Origin of the sequence: Tenacibaculum xiamenense, assembly GCF_964513065.1 — a bacterium.
Classification (GTDB): Bacteria; Bacteroidota; Bacteroidia; order Flavobacteriales; family Flavobacteriaceae; genus Polaribacter; species Polaribacter xiamenense.
Genome location: NZ_CAZEQU010000033.1, coordinates 72485 through 88808 on the forward strand (window position 1 = coordinate 72485; position 16324 = coordinate 88808).

Annotated in this window: 17 protein-coding genes; 10 read left to right on the top strand and 7 right to left on the bottom strand. The window is 31.9% G+C overall.

The window, feature by feature from the left end:
* Window positions 1-9 precede the first annotated feature (9 nt).
* The 3 genes from ACKTTV_RS11465 to ACKTTV_RS11475 are packed head-to-tail and all read right to left on the bottom strand — an operon-like array spanning window position 10 to window position 2133.
* On the bottom strand, window positions 10-366 hold the full coding sequence (locus ACKTTV_RS11465; RefSeq protein WP_408030974.1) for a carboxymuconolactone decarboxylase family protein: 357 nt from the start codon (window positions 364-366) through the stop codon (window positions 10-12).
* Window positions 341-1159: a twin-arginine translocase subunit TatC gene (gene tatC, locus ACKTTV_RS11470; RefSeq protein ID WP_408030975.1), complete on the bottom strand. Its 819-nt coding sequence runs from the start codon at window positions 1157-1159 to the stop codon at window positions 341-343. The genes ACKTTV_RS11465 and tatC overlap by 26 nt, the downstream gene beginning before the upstream one ends.
* A 2-nt stretch (window positions 1160-1161) precedes the next feature.
* Window positions 1162-2133, bottom strand: a complete 972-nt coding sequence (locus ACKTTV_RS11475; protein WP_408030976.1) for a KpsF/GutQ family sugar-phosphate isomerase — start codon at window positions 2131-2133, stop codon at window positions 1162-1164.
* A 139-nt stretch (window positions 2134-2272) separates the two neighbouring features.
* On the opposite strand from ACKTTV_RS11475, the gene recQ reads away from it, so the two are divergent.
* The 4 genes from recQ (at window position 2273) to ACKTTV_RS11495 (ending at window position 6786) form a co-directional block, all read left to right on the top strand.
* Window positions 2273-4471, top strand: a complete 2199-nt coding sequence (recQ, locus tag ACKTTV_RS11480; RefSeq protein WP_408030977.1) for a DNA helicase RecQ — start codon at window positions 2273-2275, stop codon at window positions 4469-4471.
* A gap of 23 nt (window positions 4472-4494) precedes the next feature.
* Window positions 4495-4923, top strand: a complete 429-nt coding sequence (locus ACKTTV_RS11485; protein ID WP_408030978.1) for a VOC family protein — start codon at window positions 4495-4497, stop codon at window positions 4921-4923.
* Between the two features lie 4 nt (window positions 4924-4927).
* Window positions 4928-5518, top strand: a complete 591-nt coding sequence (locus ACKTTV_RS11490; protein ID WP_408030979.1) for a YdeI/OmpD-associated family protein — start codon at window positions 4928-4930, stop codon at window positions 5516-5518.
* A 92-nt stretch (window positions 5519-5610) separates the two neighbouring features.
* Entirely contained in the window at window positions 5611-6786 is a 1176-nt protein-coding gene (locus tag ACKTTV_RS11495) for an aspartyl protease family protein (RefSeq protein ID WP_408030980.1), read from the top strand.
* Window positions 6787-7100: 314 nt separating this feature from the next.
* Here the strand turns inward: ACKTTV_RS11495 and ACKTTV_RS11500 are convergent, their stop codons facing one another.
* Window positions 7101-7472, bottom strand: a complete 372-nt coding sequence (locus ACKTTV_RS11500; protein WP_408030981.1) for a DUF4258 domain-containing protein — start codon at window positions 7470-7472, stop codon at window positions 7101-7103.
* Between the two features lie 980 nt (window positions 7473-8452).
* Here ACKTTV_RS11500 and ACKTTV_RS11505 point away from each other — a divergent pair.
* The 6 genes from ACKTTV_RS11505 to ACKTTV_RS11530 all read left to right on the top strand — a co-directional run bounded on the left by ACKTTV_RS11505 (window position 8453) and on the right by ACKTTV_RS11530 (window position 13988).
* The gene (locus ACKTTV_RS11505) at window positions 8453-8998 is read left to right on the top strand and encodes a YybH family protein (RefSeq protein ID WP_408030982.1); all 546 of its coding nucleotides are present in this window, start codon (window positions 8453-8455) and stop codon (window positions 8996-8998) included.
* A gap of 35 nt (window positions 8999-9033) precedes the next feature.
* Complete coding sequence (gene lysA, locus ACKTTV_RS11510; RefSeq protein ID WP_408030983.1) at window positions 9034-10314, top strand: diaminopimelate decarboxylase; 1281 nt, start codon at window positions 9034-9036, stop codon at window positions 10312-10314.
* A 23-nt stretch (window positions 10315-10337) separates the two neighbouring features.
* Entirely contained in the window at window positions 10338-10613 is a 276-nt protein-coding gene (locus tag ACKTTV_RS11515; protein WP_408030984.1) for an acyl carrier protein, read from the top strand.
* 167 nt (window positions 10614-10780) lie between these two features.
* Entirely contained in the window at window positions 10781-12367 is a 1587-nt protein-coding gene (locus ACKTTV_RS11520; RefSeq protein WP_408030985.1) for a class I adenylate-forming enzyme family protein, read from the top strand.
* On the top strand, window positions 12367-13245 hold the full coding sequence (locus tag ACKTTV_RS11525; RefSeq protein ID WP_408030986.1) for an alpha/beta fold hydrolase: 879 nt from the start codon (window positions 12367-12369) through the stop codon (window positions 13243-13245). Before ACKTTV_RS11520 ends, ACKTTV_RS11525 begins: the two co-directional genes overlap by 1 nt.
* Before the next feature lie 11 nt (window positions 13246-13256).
* Window positions 13257-13988 carry a DUF6733 family protein gene (locus tag ACKTTV_RS11530; RefSeq protein WP_408030987.1) on the top strand — a complete coding sequence of 244 codons (732 nt, stop codon included), beginning with the start codon at window positions 13257-13259 and terminating at the stop codon, window positions 13986-13988.
* 106 nt (window positions 13989-14094) lie between these two features.
* Here the strand turns inward: ACKTTV_RS11530 and ACKTTV_RS11535 are convergent, their stop codons facing one another.
* From ACKTTV_RS11535 to ACKTTV_RS11545, 3 genes are read right to left on the bottom strand one after another with little or no spacing between them, the layout of a single operon-like run.
* The gene (locus ACKTTV_RS11535; protein ID WP_408030988.1) at window positions 14095-15294 is read right to left on the bottom strand and encodes an alanine dehydrogenase; all 1200 of its coding nucleotides are present in this window, start codon (window positions 15292-15294) and stop codon (window positions 14095-14097) included.
* Complete coding sequence (gene tsaE, locus ACKTTV_RS11540) at window positions 15291-15707, bottom strand: tRNA (adenosine(37)-N6)-threonylcarbamoyltransferase complex ATPase subunit type 1 TsaE (protein WP_408030989.1); 417 nt, start codon at window positions 15705-15707, stop codon at window positions 15291-15293. The genes ACKTTV_RS11535 and tsaE overlap by 4 nt, the downstream gene beginning before the upstream one ends.
* 38 nt (window positions 15708-15745) lie before the next feature.
* Entirely contained in the window at window positions 15746-16324 is a 579-nt protein-coding gene (locus ACKTTV_RS11545) for a DUF1287 domain-containing protein (RefSeq protein ID WP_408030990.1), read from the bottom strand.

A 16324-nucleotide genomic window follows, 5' to 3' on the forward strand; every position in this document is an offset into this window, starting at 1 on the left:
AAAATAGTCTTAAACGTTCGTGTTTTCTTCTTCCAGTGCTTCCCAAAACTCCACAGCTCTTCGTAAATGTGGAATTACAATTGTTCCTCCAACGAGCGTAGCAATAGACATGGTTTCCATCATTTCTTCTTTGGTAACCCCATTTTTATAAGCTGTTTCTAAATGATAGGCAATACAATCGTCGCAACGAAGTACAGCAGAGGCAACCAAACCTAACAATTCTTTCGTTTTTACAGATAAATGACCTTCAGCATAAGCATTGGTGTCAAGATTAAAAATACGTTTGATAACCTTATTATCAGACCCCAATATTTTTTCGTTCATTTTCGAACGATACTCATTAAACTCTTGGACTTTTTGAGACATTTTTTAATTGTTTTTTTAAGACGAAACTCGCAACGTAAATACTTAATTCATATAAAATCATAATAGGTACCGAAACAATAATTTGACTCGCTACATCTGGCGGTGTAATAATAGCTGAGAGTATTAATACAATTACCAAAGCGTGTTTTCGGTATTTACGTAAAAATTGAGGTGTAACCAAACCAATACGTGCTAAAAAGAAGATCACCACAGGCAATTCGAAGAATACAGCAACCCCTAAAATGGTATTGGTGATTAAACTTATATAGGCGTCTAACTTAAAATTGTTTTCAATGGCTGCTGAAATTTCAAAATTATAGAAGAAATACACTGACATTGGAATAATTACATAGAAGCTGAACAAAACTCCTAAGAAAAATAGGAAAGAGCAGGTAAAAATAAATCCTCTAGATTTTTTTCGTTCGGTGTCATGTAAACCAGGGGCTACAAAGCGCCAAAATTCCCAAAGTACATATGGAAAAGCAATCACAAATCCTAAAATTAACGAAGACCAAATCCCTGTCATCAATTGCTGTGTAGGGTTCAGTGCTTGTAAGGTTTGTTTAAAAGTAATATTACAAAAGCTACTATCAATACCAATAGCACCAAAAACTTTACAAAAAAACTGATATGTTGAAAAATCAGGCTTTAAATGTGCTAAGAGAATATTATCAAAAACAAAATTAATATTCGCAAAAATGATAATTGCTACAATAAAAATAGCTGAAAAGCTTCGAACCAAATGCCATCTTAATTCTTCAAGATGATCCAAAAAGGACATTTCCTTTGCCATACTTAAAATATTCCTTCTTTAATTAAATCATGTAAGTGAACAACACCTACATATTCTTTATTGCTGTTTGTAACCAAAATCTGAGTAATACTGTTGTTCTCTAATGTTTCCAATGCATCAACAGCCATGGCATCTACATCAATAGATTTAGGGTTTTTACTCATCACGTCACTAGCGGTAAGCTCGTCTATTTTCGTAGTTTTACTTAGCATACGTCGAATATCCCCATCTGTTATAATACCGATTAGTTGATTAGTATCGTCTACAACTGCTGTAACACCTAATCTTTTTTCTGATATTTCAATAATAACTTTCGTTATCGTATCAGAAGAAGATACTTTTGGTAACTCATTATTTTTTATAAGATCGGAAACGCGTAAATACAAACGCTTTCCTAAAGCACCCCCTGGATGATATTTTGCAAAATCACTGCTAGAAAAACCTCTTAATTGCAATAAACAAACAGCCAGTACATCACCCATGACTAATTGCGTAGTAGTACTTGTAGTAGGAGCAAGGTTGTTCGGGCAAGCTTCCTTCTCAACATAAGAATTCAATACAAAATCTGCATTTTTACCTAAAAACGAATCAGGGTTTCCTGTGATCGCAATTATTTTGTTACTTGAATTTTTGATTAAAGGAACCAAAACTTTTATTTCAGGAGTATTTCCACTTTTAGAAATACATATAACTGTGTCATTTTCTTGAACATTACCTAAATCTCCATGAATTGCATCCGCAGCATGCATAAAAACGGCAGGCGTACCTGTTGAGTTTAAGGTTGCTACGATTTTTGTTCCAATATTTGCGCTTTTACCAATTCCTGTAACAATCACTCTACCATTGGAATTTAGAATAAAGTTAACCGCTTCAGCGAGCGAATTGTCTAATAAATTTACTAAATTAGCAACAGCATTACTTTGCAAAAGGATAGTCTCTTTAGCGGATGAAAGGATATCATTATGATTTTTCAAGGCGTAAAATTTAATTGTCAAATGAAGTTGTAAAAATAGAAATATTTTAGCTATCATTTCTCATAAAAGAAAGATTATACCTTTTTATCGGGAGTTTTTTTATAAATTAGTTTTAGTTTTTAATTTTGTTCTAAAAAAGATGGATATAGAGCAGTCGGATTTATATAAATCGTTAAAGAAAATTTTTGGATTTAGTCAATTCAAAGGTTTACAAGAAGATGTTGTCAATAGCATCTTAAACAACAAAAATACCTTTGTGATAATGCCAACGGGGGGCGGAAAATCACTTTGTTATCAATTGCCAGCGCTTATGAAAGAGGGAACCGCTATTGTGATTTCTCCCTTAATTGCTTTAATGAAAAATCAGGTAGATGCCATAAGAGGTATTTCTGAAAATCAAGGTATTGCGCACGTACTAAATTCTTCCTTGAATAAAACCGAGGTAAATCAAGTAAAAACGGACATTGAAAAAGGTATTACAAAATTGCTATATGTAGCGCCTGAATCATTAATTAAAGAAGAATATGTTGAGTTTTTAAGGGCTCAGAAAATTTCTTTTGTTGCCATTGATGAAGCACACTGTATTTCAGAATGGGGGCATGATTTCAGACCTGAGTATAGAAATTTGAGAAATATTATTAAACAAATTGATAATGTTCCTATTATCGGACTAACTGCTACAGCTACTGAAAAGGTTCAGGAAGATATTTTGAAAACCTTGGGGATGTCTGATGCAAATGTGTTCAAAGCTTCGTTTAACAGACCCAATTTGTTTTATGAGGTACGTCCAAAGACGAAAGATATTGAAAAGGACATTATTAAGTTTATCAAACAACACCCAAGCAAATCAGGAATTATTTACTGCTTAAGTAGGAAGAAAGTTGAGGAAATAGCTCAAGTTCTACAGGTAAATGATGTGAATGCTGTTCCTTACCACGCAGGTTTGGATGCAAAAACAAGAGCAAAACATCAAGATATGTTCTTAATGGAAGATTGTGATGTGGTAGTTGCTACCATTGCTTTTGGTATGGGGATTGATAAACCTGATGTGCGATTTGTTATACATCATGATATTCCAAAAAGTTTAGAAAGTTATTATCAAGAAACAGGTAGAGCAGGAAGAGATGGCGGAGAAGGGTATTGTTTGACTTTCTATTCTTATAAAGACATAGAAAAATTAGAGAAGTTCATGGCAAACAAACCTGTAGCAGAGCAGGAGGTTGGTCATGCTTTATTACAAGAAGTTGTTGGTTATGCCGAAACTTCTATGAATAGAAGGAAATATTTACTTCATTATTTTGGAGAAGAATTTGATGAAGTAAATGGAGAAGGAGCCGATATGGATGACAATATGCGTAATCCAAAGAAAAAATCGGAAGCACAAGATGAAGTAGCTAAGTTATTATCCGTTATCGTAGATACGAACGAAATGTATAAACCTAAAGAGGTGGTAAATACGTTAATTGGTAATGAAAATGCATTGTTAAAATCGCATAAAACACCTTCTCAACCATTTTTCGGAATAGGAAAAGAAAAAGATGTACATTATTGGAATGCTCTAATACGTCAGGTGTTGGTGGCTGATTTCATTAAAAAAGAAATAGAACAATATGGTGTCTTAAAAATTACTAAAGAAGGAAAAGAATTTATAAAAAATCCATCTTCATTCATGATGACAGAAAATCATGTATATGCTACTGATGATGATGGAACAATCATAACAAATACGAAATCATCTAAAGGAGGTGTTGATGCGAAGTTGGTAACAATGCTTAAGGATTTAAGAAAAAAAGTAGGTAAAAAACTAGGAGTACCTCCTTTTGCAGTTTTCCAAGATCCTTCCATTGATGATATGGCCTTAAAATATCCTATTTCTTTAGAAGAGCTATCTAAAGTTCATGGAGTAGGTGAAGGTAAGGCAAAGAAATATGGAGGCGATTTTATAAAATTGATTTCGGCATATGTTGACGAAAATGATATTATTCGCCCTGATGATTTAATTGTAAAAAGTACTGGGGTTAACTCTGGATTGAAACTATATATTATTCAGAATACAGATAGAAAGCTTCCTCTTGAGGATATTGCCAGTTCAAAAGGGCTTGAATTGCCTGAATTGATAAAAGAAATGGAGGCAATTGTATTTTCAGGAACGAAATTAAACATCGATTATGCCATTGATGATTTATTAGACGAGGATCAACAAGAAGAGATTTACGATTATTTTATGGAAGCCGAAACGGATAAAATCCAGGAGGCTTTAGATGAATTTGATGGTGATTATGATGATGAAGAACTTCGTTTAATGAGAATTAAGTTTACCAGTGATATAGCGAATTAACATTTAACTTTAATACGAATACTATGAAAGTAAATACCTATCTTCATTTTAACGGTAATTGCGAGGAAGCAATGAACTATTACGCGGACGTTTTGGGTGGTGATATTACCATGATGATGCCTTTTAAAGATGCTCCAGAAGACATTTGTAAGCAATTTCCAGAATCTGTTCATGAGTTAATTATGCATGCAACTCTTGAAATTGGAGATAGAGCAATTATGGCTTCCGACTTTGTAAGTGGTAAAGAATCTTTTAACAAAGGAAATAACTTCGCTGTAAGTATTAATACCGATGATGAAGATGAGGCTGTTGCTATTTTCAATGGACTTTCAGAAGAAGGTACTGTATTAATGCCTCTAGAACCTGCTTTTTGGGGTGGGAAATTTGGAATGTTGAATGATAAATTTGGCGTTAATTGGATGCTTACGTTAAACGATAATTCTCATGCATAAATAAATGGATTTAAGAATTACTGAATACATAAACAAAAACGAAAACTGGGCGCAGGAGTTAAATCTCCTGCGTTCTGTTTTATTAGAGGTAGGACTACAAGAAGATATAAAATGGGGCATTCCAGCTTATATTCATAAAGGGAAGAATATTATGGGGATGTCGGCTTTTAAAAACTATGTTGGCATTTGGTTTCATCAAGGTGTGTTTTTAAAGGATGATCAAAAGGTGTTAATGAACGCTCAAGAGGGCAAAACAAAAGCTATGAGGCAATGGAGATTTAATTCTATTAAGGAAATAAATGCTGGTCTTGTGAAAGAGTATGTGCTTGAGGCTATGAAAAATTCTGAAGAAGGGAAAGTAGTTAAAGTTGAAAGAAATAGTAAGCCTTTAATTATTCCAGAAGAATTAGAAGCAGTATTTACCAAAGATTCTAAGGTAAAGTTGAAATTTGAAGAATTTACTTTAAGTAAAAAAAGAGAGTTTACGGAACATATTTCCGAAGCTAAAAGAGAAGCTACAAAATTAAAACGTATTGAAAAGATTATTCCGTTAATTTTGAATGGGGTAGGGTTACATGATAAATACCGCAAGTAAATTACAGTTAACATTAATTAACATTATTTCACTTCCACTAACGTTGATCATCGGTATTCTTTTATTTATTTGCGATATAAACAGATTAATACATGAAACTACATTATTTACTTTCACTTGTATATTTTATATATACAGTTAATATTTTTAGTCAAGTTGCAGAAATACCAATGGATATTGAGCCAGGTGGGCATACCTTTGTAAAGGTTAAGGTAAATGATTTAAAAAGAGAACTTGATTTTGTTTTTGATACTGGTGCAACAGCTGATTTAATTGATAAAAAAATAGCTGATGAAATTGGTATTAAAGGTAATTATCAGCAAAAAGTAGATGGGGCTTCAGGTGTTGAAACCTATGATATCGCTTTAAATCAAACGTTATTATTAAATAATAAAATTAAGTTTGATCATAATAATTTAGTGCTGAAAGATTTATCGAATTTAAATAATGTGTTTGGTAAACATTTAGATGGAATTATTGGGTATTCGGTATTATCGAAATTCATTACAAAAATAGACTATGAAAACAACAAATTGGTTCTTTATAAGAAGTTAAAAGATGTTGATTTAGATGGTTTTTCTAAAATTCCATTTTCATTTAATAATGGGATACCAATTCCACAATTCAATATCAGTTATACCTTAACAAATGGAGAAAAATTTACAGGCCCAATACTTTTTGATAGTGGTGCAGGATTAACCTTATTGGTAAATACACCATTTGTGAACAAGAATAATATAAGAAATAAGGCTGGTAAAAGTATTCGAAATGAATCGGAAGGCTTAGGAAGCTCTTCTATTTCTGAGATTATTAAAATAAAATCGCTTACAATTGGTAATCATACTTTTAAAAACCTTACCGTTTCGTTATCTAATAGTGATGGAGGTGTAACAGCTATGCCTGAATTTATGGGAATTATGGGGGCAAAAATCATTAAAAGATTTACCATTGTTTTAGATTATGAAAAGAAAGAGCTTTATTTAAAACCTAATAAGCATTATGCTGAAGATTTTAAATTTCCTTTAACAGGTATAAAATTAAAGAAAGGTGGAGGAAAGATTAAAGTCGCTGGAATTGATAAAACCACACCTGCCTATAAAAAAGGACTGCGAGTTGGTGACCAAATTCTTAAAATAAATGGGAATAAGAGATCACTATCGGAATATAACAAGCTCTTGACAAAAAAAGGGAGTAAGGTGTTAATAGAATGCCTAAATACTAAGGGGGAGAAGAAAGTAATTTCTTTGATGCTTGAAAATTTGTTATAATTTCAATTATTATTTGAAATTTATGCTGTTTAGATTTTCGTGCATTCTCATTATTAAAATGTCAGTTCGGGTTTTTTTTACTAAATGTTAACGAAGTGAAAAAATGTATCGAGAACATTGTACTTATTATAGGGAAGACTTCTCTATATAAAATTATACTTCATTTTATTTCAACTAATTTTACTTGAAGTGGCGAACCTAACTACACGAAACAAATATTTTAAATGATATTATTTTAATGTCATTGAACTAAAAAGCCCATACAGAAATTATTCTATATGGGCTTTTTAGTATTTCTAAAGTAAACCAGTAATCTAATTTAAGAATATATCTTTAATGGTTGCTGTTGAATCGCAACGAATTACATAAAGGCTCATATTTTCCAAGCTATCTTTTCCGGTAATGAAATACTCAGCGCAAGGTTTTTGCCTAGGCTTGCTTTTTCCGAAGTTTACATCTCCTCTAGTAAGAACAGCAGTTACATAGGAAGTGTCCATTCCTTTCGATTGTAAGACTTGTTTTGCATTATCAGAATAAATACGCTTCTTTATTCTAATAGTTTTTAAAGTTCTAGCATCCATGCCATAATCAAATGTAACATTTTTATTTTTCCAAAAATAAAGAACTGCTATTGACCCTAGTGCAACACCTATTAAGTAATAGCCAAAACGTTTTAGTAACTGCATAGTTTAAATTTACAGGGCAAAAGTAGAAATAAATCTAAAGTTCTGCTAAGATAAAATCGAAGAATTAACTCAATTTTGTTTTATTTTTGGTGTAAATTTAATATTTATTTAATGTTTTAATAAAGTTTAATTAATTTTAATTTTGTAAAGATTCTCAAAATAGACATATTATTTTGTTTTCTAATACAATTAATACGTCAAACGTACTTCATTAAAGTTTTTGATTATTTTACCTTACTATGTTTGTCCCCACTTAATTGTTTTATATAAAGCTAGTTGAGTGTGTATTTATTATTGTTTGAAAATTTCAATAACTAAATACTAATAGACATAATAATTACTCTATTATACTTCCCCACGAAATAGCTCAGTCAATTTTCTGAATTTTTTAACTCTGGAAAATAACGAGCAACCCTAAATAAAAGCAAGAATGATATCTATAAAATTAAGTTTTAATATATATCATAAATAACATGCGAGAAGTTGAATTAGCAATAGCCTTTTCGGTTACCACCTTCGTTAATTTATTAGACGAATTGGTCAAGAAACCATTGAAAAACGATGTATTTATTATTAAAAAACGCAAAAGAGAGTATTTAACGGTTTATTCTCCTTAAAGAAAAGATCGTTATCAAGATGTGTTTAAGAATTAGATGTATTCTGGTATTAATGACGAATTTAAGTGAAAAATCGTATTAATTTGAATTGTGAATACTTCGGTTTATTTGAAATATTGTAATCAAATTAAAAACAAAACGCTGTCGTTTGCAAAATATGCATAAAAAAAGCGTTAATAAAATGTAAGTTGTGAAATATCGCAACGACAACAACTACAATTCTAAAAAAAATGAAATGGGGGAATAAGAATAACTATCAATATATGCGATAGAGATACTTCTATTGTCTTTTCTTGACTCTATTTTTTTACCTCAGTCGTTTTAAGAATTAAAAACCAATTTATTAATTAAAATTCATGTATCATGAAAACAAAAAAAACAAGAGTAATTATCCTTGTAGGTTTATCGATGTTAATCGGAACAATTATTTATTCTTTTAAAGAATCTAAACCTTTAAAGTATGTTGAAATTAAGTACAAAAACTCGGTAGTTAGCTATTATGGCTCCAATCATTTTTCAAAACAAGACCTACTTGAAAATGCCAAGTTAATTGACATAGCCGATAGGAGATTCGAAACAAAATGGCGAAATAAAGACCCTAAAGGTATTTCTGAAGAATATACTACTGAAGGAGCTGTGTTTATGAAGCCAGGTGTAAAACCTAGGTTAGGTAGAGCTGATATTGAAAAAGAGTTTACTGAAAGTGTCAAAGGTGTTGACAGAGTAGAGTTTTTTCAAGACGAACTAGAATTCTTTGGAGATATGAATGTAGCATTTCAACGTTGCCATATGCTTGGATATGTAAACTCAAAAAAGGAGCACATTTTTGAAGGATCTTATATAATTCTTTGGAAAAAAGAAAATGGCAATTGGCTTATCGAGTACGACATGTTTAACTCGGACAAATAGAAAAGAAACAATAATATTATTTTAAAAACCCTTTTATGAATATTAATAACTTAAAGCTTTTAGAAGCTGCGAGACAGTACGGCACACCGTCATATCTCTACGATGGTGAACAAATTATCAATAATTACAGAAACTTAAAAAATGCTCTTCCTGAATTTGTAGATGTTTTTTATGCACTTAAGGTAAATCCTAATGTATCCTTAGTAAGTTTACTAAGATCAAAGGGAGCTTGCACAGAGGTATGTTCTTTAACTGAAATGGAAATAGCCTTAAAAGCGGGTTCAACACCTGAAGACATCATATTTTTAGGACCTTGTAAAAAAGATTATGAGTTAAAACGAGCACTAGAATTAAACATTTTTGCTTTAGTAATTGAATCTGAAACCGAATTACAACGAGTATCAGAATTTGCAAAAGAAATGGGAGTTACAGCCAATGTAGCTATTCGATTAAATCCAGATTTTTCAGCCGACGGATCACCATGGAAAATGGGAGGTAGACCCACTCAATTCGGAATTGATGAAAAGCACGCTGTTGAAAACTTCGGGAAATATCTTCAAGTACCAAATATCAACATTAGAGGTATACATGTATATAATGGCACCAGTATTTTAGATGCTAACTCTGTATATCAAAATACTAAATACATATTGAATTTATATGATACCATAACGAAGAGGTATAAAACTAAATTCACTATGGTTGATGTAGGTGGAGGAATGGGAATTCCATACTTCACAAATCAAACACCTTTAGACATTAAGGAATTTGAATCGCTAATGAAGCCATTGTTTGAAGAATTTCATGCGGTTTATCCTGATACTAGAATTATTATGGAGTCTGGTCGATTCATTTTAGGAACGGCTGGTTATTTAGCTGTAGAGGTAAATAATATAAAAGTAAACCATAATAAAACTTTTGTGATAACTGATGGTGGAACCAATTGTCATTCAGCTGCGGCTGGATCAGGACGTGTAGTAAAAAGAAATTTTCCTATGGAAAATATATCAGCTACAGACAATGCAGAAGAATTCGAATACCAAGTATCAGGACCTTTATGTAGTCCAGATGATATTTTAGGAAGAAATATCAAGTTAAAGGAGGTAAATGTTTCTGATATTTTAGTTGTAAAATCGTCAGGAGCTTACGGACCAACGTCTTCTCCAGGTTTGTTTCATAGTCATGGATTTCCTGCTGAAATTTTGGTGTATAATGAAGAAATGCACCTTATCAGAAAAAAGGATTTACCGAAAGATATGATTGACAGACAAGTACTTGTTGATTTCAAAATTCAAGCACCTATTTTAAACAAATAACAAACAATTAAAACTAAACACAAATGAGTAATTCAAATATATTAACTATAGTTAAAGATGGGTTAATAGATAGCATCCCAAACTTGGAATACGATGCTATAAAACTAGATTCACACTTGAAGAACGATCTAGGTATTGATTCATTATCATCCATGTTTTTTCTGACTTATTTAGAAGATAATATTAAGGGATTCGAAGTTAATCCTGATACAATCGAAGCAAGACATTTTAATACATTACAAACGATTTTTGATTATGTATTAAAATCATTAAATCTTGAAACTACTGCGGTTGAGTAAATAAGATTAATTAAAAAGACACTTTTTCACTTTTAAGTTGGTATTGTTATCAATACCAATAGGAGTACTATTACCCTATTAGTACCTTAAATCTTTTGTCTAAAAAGGTTAATGGGATACCTATGCCTAATTTCAAGTGAAAAAGTGCTTTGTAAAAAAGCATAAAAATGATAACACAGTTATATCAATTATTGGATAACACTACTGCTCGTTTTCCAGATAAAATAGCAGTAACGTATGGTGATACTAAATCCACATTTAAAGACATTGAAGAAAAATCGAATCAACTTGCAATTTACCTACAAAGTATTGGTGTTCGAAGAGGGGATAGAATAATTATACTACTCGGGAATACCATAGAAACTGTAATTTCGTTTTGGGGTATCTTAAAAGCTGGAGCGATAGTCATTCCACTAAGTGCCGAGCTAAAGCCTGATAAAATAGACTATATTATTGACGATTCAAAAGCCAAAGTTCTATTTACAAATCAAATTATTCTTGAAGAAAATTTAGAACTATTTGATAGTAGTAGTTTGGAAAAAGTAATTGTACCCAAATTGCCAGAAAGTTTAAGGAGTAATTTTGTTGAAGGTTTTGATAACTCGATTTCGAGTTCAAAATCAATATTTACTCCAACTGGTAATTTAAGTGTTGACCTAGCAGCAATTATTTATACTTCTGGATCAACAGGTGAGCCTAAAGGAGTAATGTTGACGCATCAAAATATGATAGCAGCAACACATTCCTTGAATACATATTTGGGGTATAATAATGAAGACAAAGTGTTGTGCGTGTTGCCATTATCCTTCGATTATGGTTTGTACCAAATGATAATGTCAATTTCAACAGGAGCAAATCTTCTTCTTGAAAAAGAATCTACGTGGCCTATTTTTCTATTGAAAACCATAGAGAAAGAAAAAGCTACAATTCTTCCCGCAGTTCCTACCTTAGTCACTTTGCTTCATGATCAAGACAAAAATAAAAAGTTTGACTTGTCAAGTATCAGTAAAGTTACAAATACTGGTGCTGCACTCACCAGGACAAATATTAAAATGATTCAGCACATTTTTGAAAAGGCTGAAATATTCTCTATGTACGGGCTTACCGAGTGTAAAAGATGTACGTATCTACCACCAGAAGACATTGATAAAAAAATCGATTGTGTAGGAATAGCAATTCCTAATACAGAATTATGGTTGGTCGACGAAAATGATAACAAAATTGAAACAGCCAATACAATTGGTCAACTTGTAATTAGAGGAGCAACAGTAATGAAAGGTTATTGGAATAAACCCGAGAAAACTGCTCAAAAATTAAAAGATGGTCCAATTATGGGTGAAAAAGTTTTGTACACAGGTGACTATTGTTCTCTAGATGAAGATGGGTACTTATACTTTAAAGGTAGAATGGATCATATTATTAAGTCCAGAGGTATTAAAGTAAGTCCTAAAGAAGTTGAAGATTTTATAGGAACTATTAACGAAGTTAATGCTGTGGCAATTGTGGGAGTACCTCACAGTAGTTATGGAGATGTTTTATATGCCTTTGTTGTTTTAAAAGATGGAAAGGAGATAACAGAAGAACGTATTAATGTTGTCTGTAAGAATAATTTGGAGGCATTTAAAGTACCAGAATATATAACAATTGTTCCTAGTTTACCCAAAACGATTAATGGAAAGTTTGATCTAATTTCATTAAAAGAAAAGGCTTTGAATGAAGTTGAAAAAATAGAAGCAAAAGTAAAAGCCTCATAATGGAAACTCCTATTGAAATTGTAGTAAACAACTTTACATTTAGAGGTAAAAGTTGGGGAGATTCAAATTGTATCAATCGAATTTTAGCCATCCATGGGTGGTTAGACAATTCAAATACATTTGACAAAATTGCTCCAACGCTTTCTAAAGACCACTATATCGTGGCTATAGATTTAGCTGGACATGGTATTTCTGACCACAGAAGTACCAATGGAAATTATTATCTATGGGATCATGCTATTGATATTCTCAATTGTCTTGACGTATTGAAATGGAAATCGTGCACGTTAATGGCACATTCATTAGGTTCGGGTGTCGCTTCATTGGTGTCCGGAGCTTTTCCCAATCGTGTTAATAAGTTGATTTTTATTGATGGGTTAGGGCCTCCATTTATTACAAATAAGAATGAAATCGTGGCCAATTTTACAAGAGCATATAAGCAATTTAAAATGGCTAAAAAAGCAAAATTATACGGTTTCTCAGACAAAGATTCTGTGACATTTTTGAATAGAAATGAAGCAATTAATGATAGGGTAAACAACAGAATTAGCCCTATTTCATACAGTGCTGCTTCAATTCTTGTTGAGCGCGGATTAAAAACGGTTTCAGGTGGTTTTCGATGGTCACATGATCCGAGAGTCGTGCTTCCAGAATATTATCGAATTACAGAAGAACAGGTTGTTCAGTTTATTAAAAATATTAAGTGTAAAACGAAAATTATTTTAGGTAAACAAGGGCTCTTTTCTACCGGATTATTCAGTTCTAGAATTAAAAATTTCGCAAATGCTGAGATTCAATGGATAGAAGGTGGGCATCATGTACATCTTGAACAACAACATGGAAATGTTTCCAAATTAATCAACACATTTTTAAACTAATCATCATAATAATGAAAAAAGCAATAATAACTTTAGTAACGTTATTTTTAATAACAAGTGCAGCATACTCTCAAGATAATGCTCAAGAAAAAAAGAATAAAACGAGTTTCGCGGCTAAGATTATTCATAACAGTGCGGCAGGTTTCTATCCTATTTTTTTCGCAAACTTTGAAACCAACAAAAAATTTGATATTACCATGTATAGTATTTTTTGGACAAACGGAGCCTTCGGAAACTTAAATTCTGGAAGCGACCTTTTGTTAGAGGTTGCAGCTGGTATTGGATTCAAAGTCTTCAATGATAAATTATATTTAAATCCATCTTTTGGTTTTGCAAGTGGTAAGTTTCTTTCAAACAGTGTCGGAACTAGGCTCGGAGAAGGAATTATTCCAAGTTTATATTTTAACTATGGCGATTCTGTCATCGATTTTGAAGGATATTTGGCATACTATAAGTCAATAAGAGACAATGAGAATATTTTGACAAAAGATTATGTCTTAAACTGGTTAGCTCCTGGGATTAAGGTTAGTGACCGCGTTGTTGTTGGGGCATTCTATGAAACATTGGATATTACTAGAAATGAAGGAGGAGAGAACTTACAAATATACCAATGGTTAGGAGGTTCATTAAAACTCAAACTTGATAATGGAATTGTATTTAGAATTTCAGGTGGATCTGTATTGAATACAGATGTGTCTCAAAGTGATGAGTTTTATAAAGTATCAGCATTTATACCTTTCTAATAATAGATGAATATTTAGATTAGTATTATCTGAATATTTAAATAGGTGTGTAACTCTGATTACACACCTATTTTATATACTTTAAAATCTTTAATTTTAATGATCACTATAAAAACAATAGGTTGATATCTCGATAAGGTAAATCGAACCAATCTGCAACAGATTTATTAGTTAAAATACCATGATAAAAATACATACCACTTCTTAATGTTTTATCAAACCTTGCAGCATTTTCAAATCCTCCATCTTCTGCTATCTGAAGTATATAAGGGGTAAATATGTTACTAATTGAAAACGAAGCAGTTCTGGCATATCTTGATGGTATGTTTGGAACACAATAATGAATTACGCCATTATCAATAAAAGTAGGGTTACTATGTGTAGTTACTTGAGAAGTTTCAAAACAGCCACCTCTATCTATACTAACGTCCACAATAACTGCTCCATCTTTCATTTGCTCAATCATTTGTCTTGTTACTACAACAGGAGAACGATCTTCACCTCTTAATGCACCAATAGCAACATCGCATCTCCTTAATGCTTTTAAGAGAGTTTTAGGTTGAATGGTTGAAGTATAAATAGGTGAATTGATACAGTTTTGAAGTTTTCTTAAACGAGATATTGAATTGTCAAAAACTTTAACTCTAGCACCTAAACCTACTGCAGATTTGGTGGCAAATTCACCTACAGTTCCAGCACCAATAACCACAACATCGCTAGGCGGTACTCCTCCTATATTTCCGAGTAATAGTCCATTTCCACCATTGGCATTTGACATTAACTCTGAAGCAATGTGCATTGTAGCAATACCAGCAATTTCACTTAAGGATTTCACTATAGGATATGTACCTAATTCATCTTTGATATAATCAAAAGCTATTGCAGTAATTCGTTTTTTAGCTAAGGCTTCAAAATATTTTTTCTTTTGTGTTTTTAGTTGTAGAGCAGAAATTAAAACAGCTTGCGGTGTAAGCATTTTAATTTCACTTAATGACGGTGGTTCTACTTTAAGAACTATATTACATCCAAATACTTCCTTTGTATCGTATGAAATTTTTGCACCAGCATCAGAATATTCTTTATCACTATAATTAGCGCCATCACCAGCGCCAGTTTCGATAACTATTCTATGTCCATGAGCAACCAAAGCAGAAACGGCGTCAGGAGTAAGGCTAATACGTTTTTCCTCAAAATGGGTTTCCTTTGGAATTCCAATAAACAATTCTCCTTTCTGCTTCTTAATTTCAAGCATTTCAGGTTGTGGTATTAACTGCTCTTTTGTAAATGGAGATGATATTGAACTCATGCGTTGGTTTTTAATTGAATGTTACGTTGTCCATCACTTAATAAAGAGATATCTACAATAACCGAATCTAAAGGTAATAAATTTTTAACATTTTCAGGCCACTCGATAAGACACCAGTTGTTACTATAAAGATAATCTTCAACTCCCATGTCATATGCTTCTTCTTCATTTTCTATTCGATAAAAATCAAAGTGAAAAACAGTAGAGTTATTATTAGTTTTATATTCATTTACAAGAGAAAATGTGGGAGAATTAGCAATGTCTTCGACTCCCAATAGTTTACAAATTTCTTTAATTAAAGTTGTTTTACCAACTCCCATTTCACCATAAAACAAGAGTGTTTTACTTTCAGCATTTTCAACAACCATTTTGGCAATTGAAGGTAGTTCATTTAAAGAATAGTTTTCATTCATAAGAACAAAAGTAAATAACTTACGAAAGTTATTAAAATTTAGTTTGGATATCTATAATGTCCAATTATTTTAAAATCAAAGAGACAGTCTTCAATTACTTGACCACTACCAATATTATGAACAATTAAATGCCTTTTTCCATCCTTTGATTTTTTATTTACTACAATTCCAATATGGGTAACTCCTCCGTGTAAGTTCCAGCATACGATATCGCCAGTGGTATAATCAGAAGGATTTTTTGTGATTTTCTTTGTTACACCTTTTCGTTTAAAGAACACCATTAAGTTCGGAACTCTTCGATGATCAATATTGGTATCGGTCCTTTTTAGTCCCCATATTTTAGGATATAAATGAAAGTTACGTTTCATGTCCTCATGAACGAGTTGTTGCAAATCGATGCCTAATTTTCTAAAAGATCTAATTATAACATCCGTGCAAACACCTTTACCTGAAGGAACATCTCCATTTGGATATGGTATCGAAAAATAACTAGGATCATAAACAACTCTGTCCTTTGTAATGGAAATAGCTGCCTCACTCAAATTAGAAACCTTTTCTTGCCCATGAGAAAGTGATACTAATAGAGTAAAAAATAGAAACAGATTTAATCTTTTCAT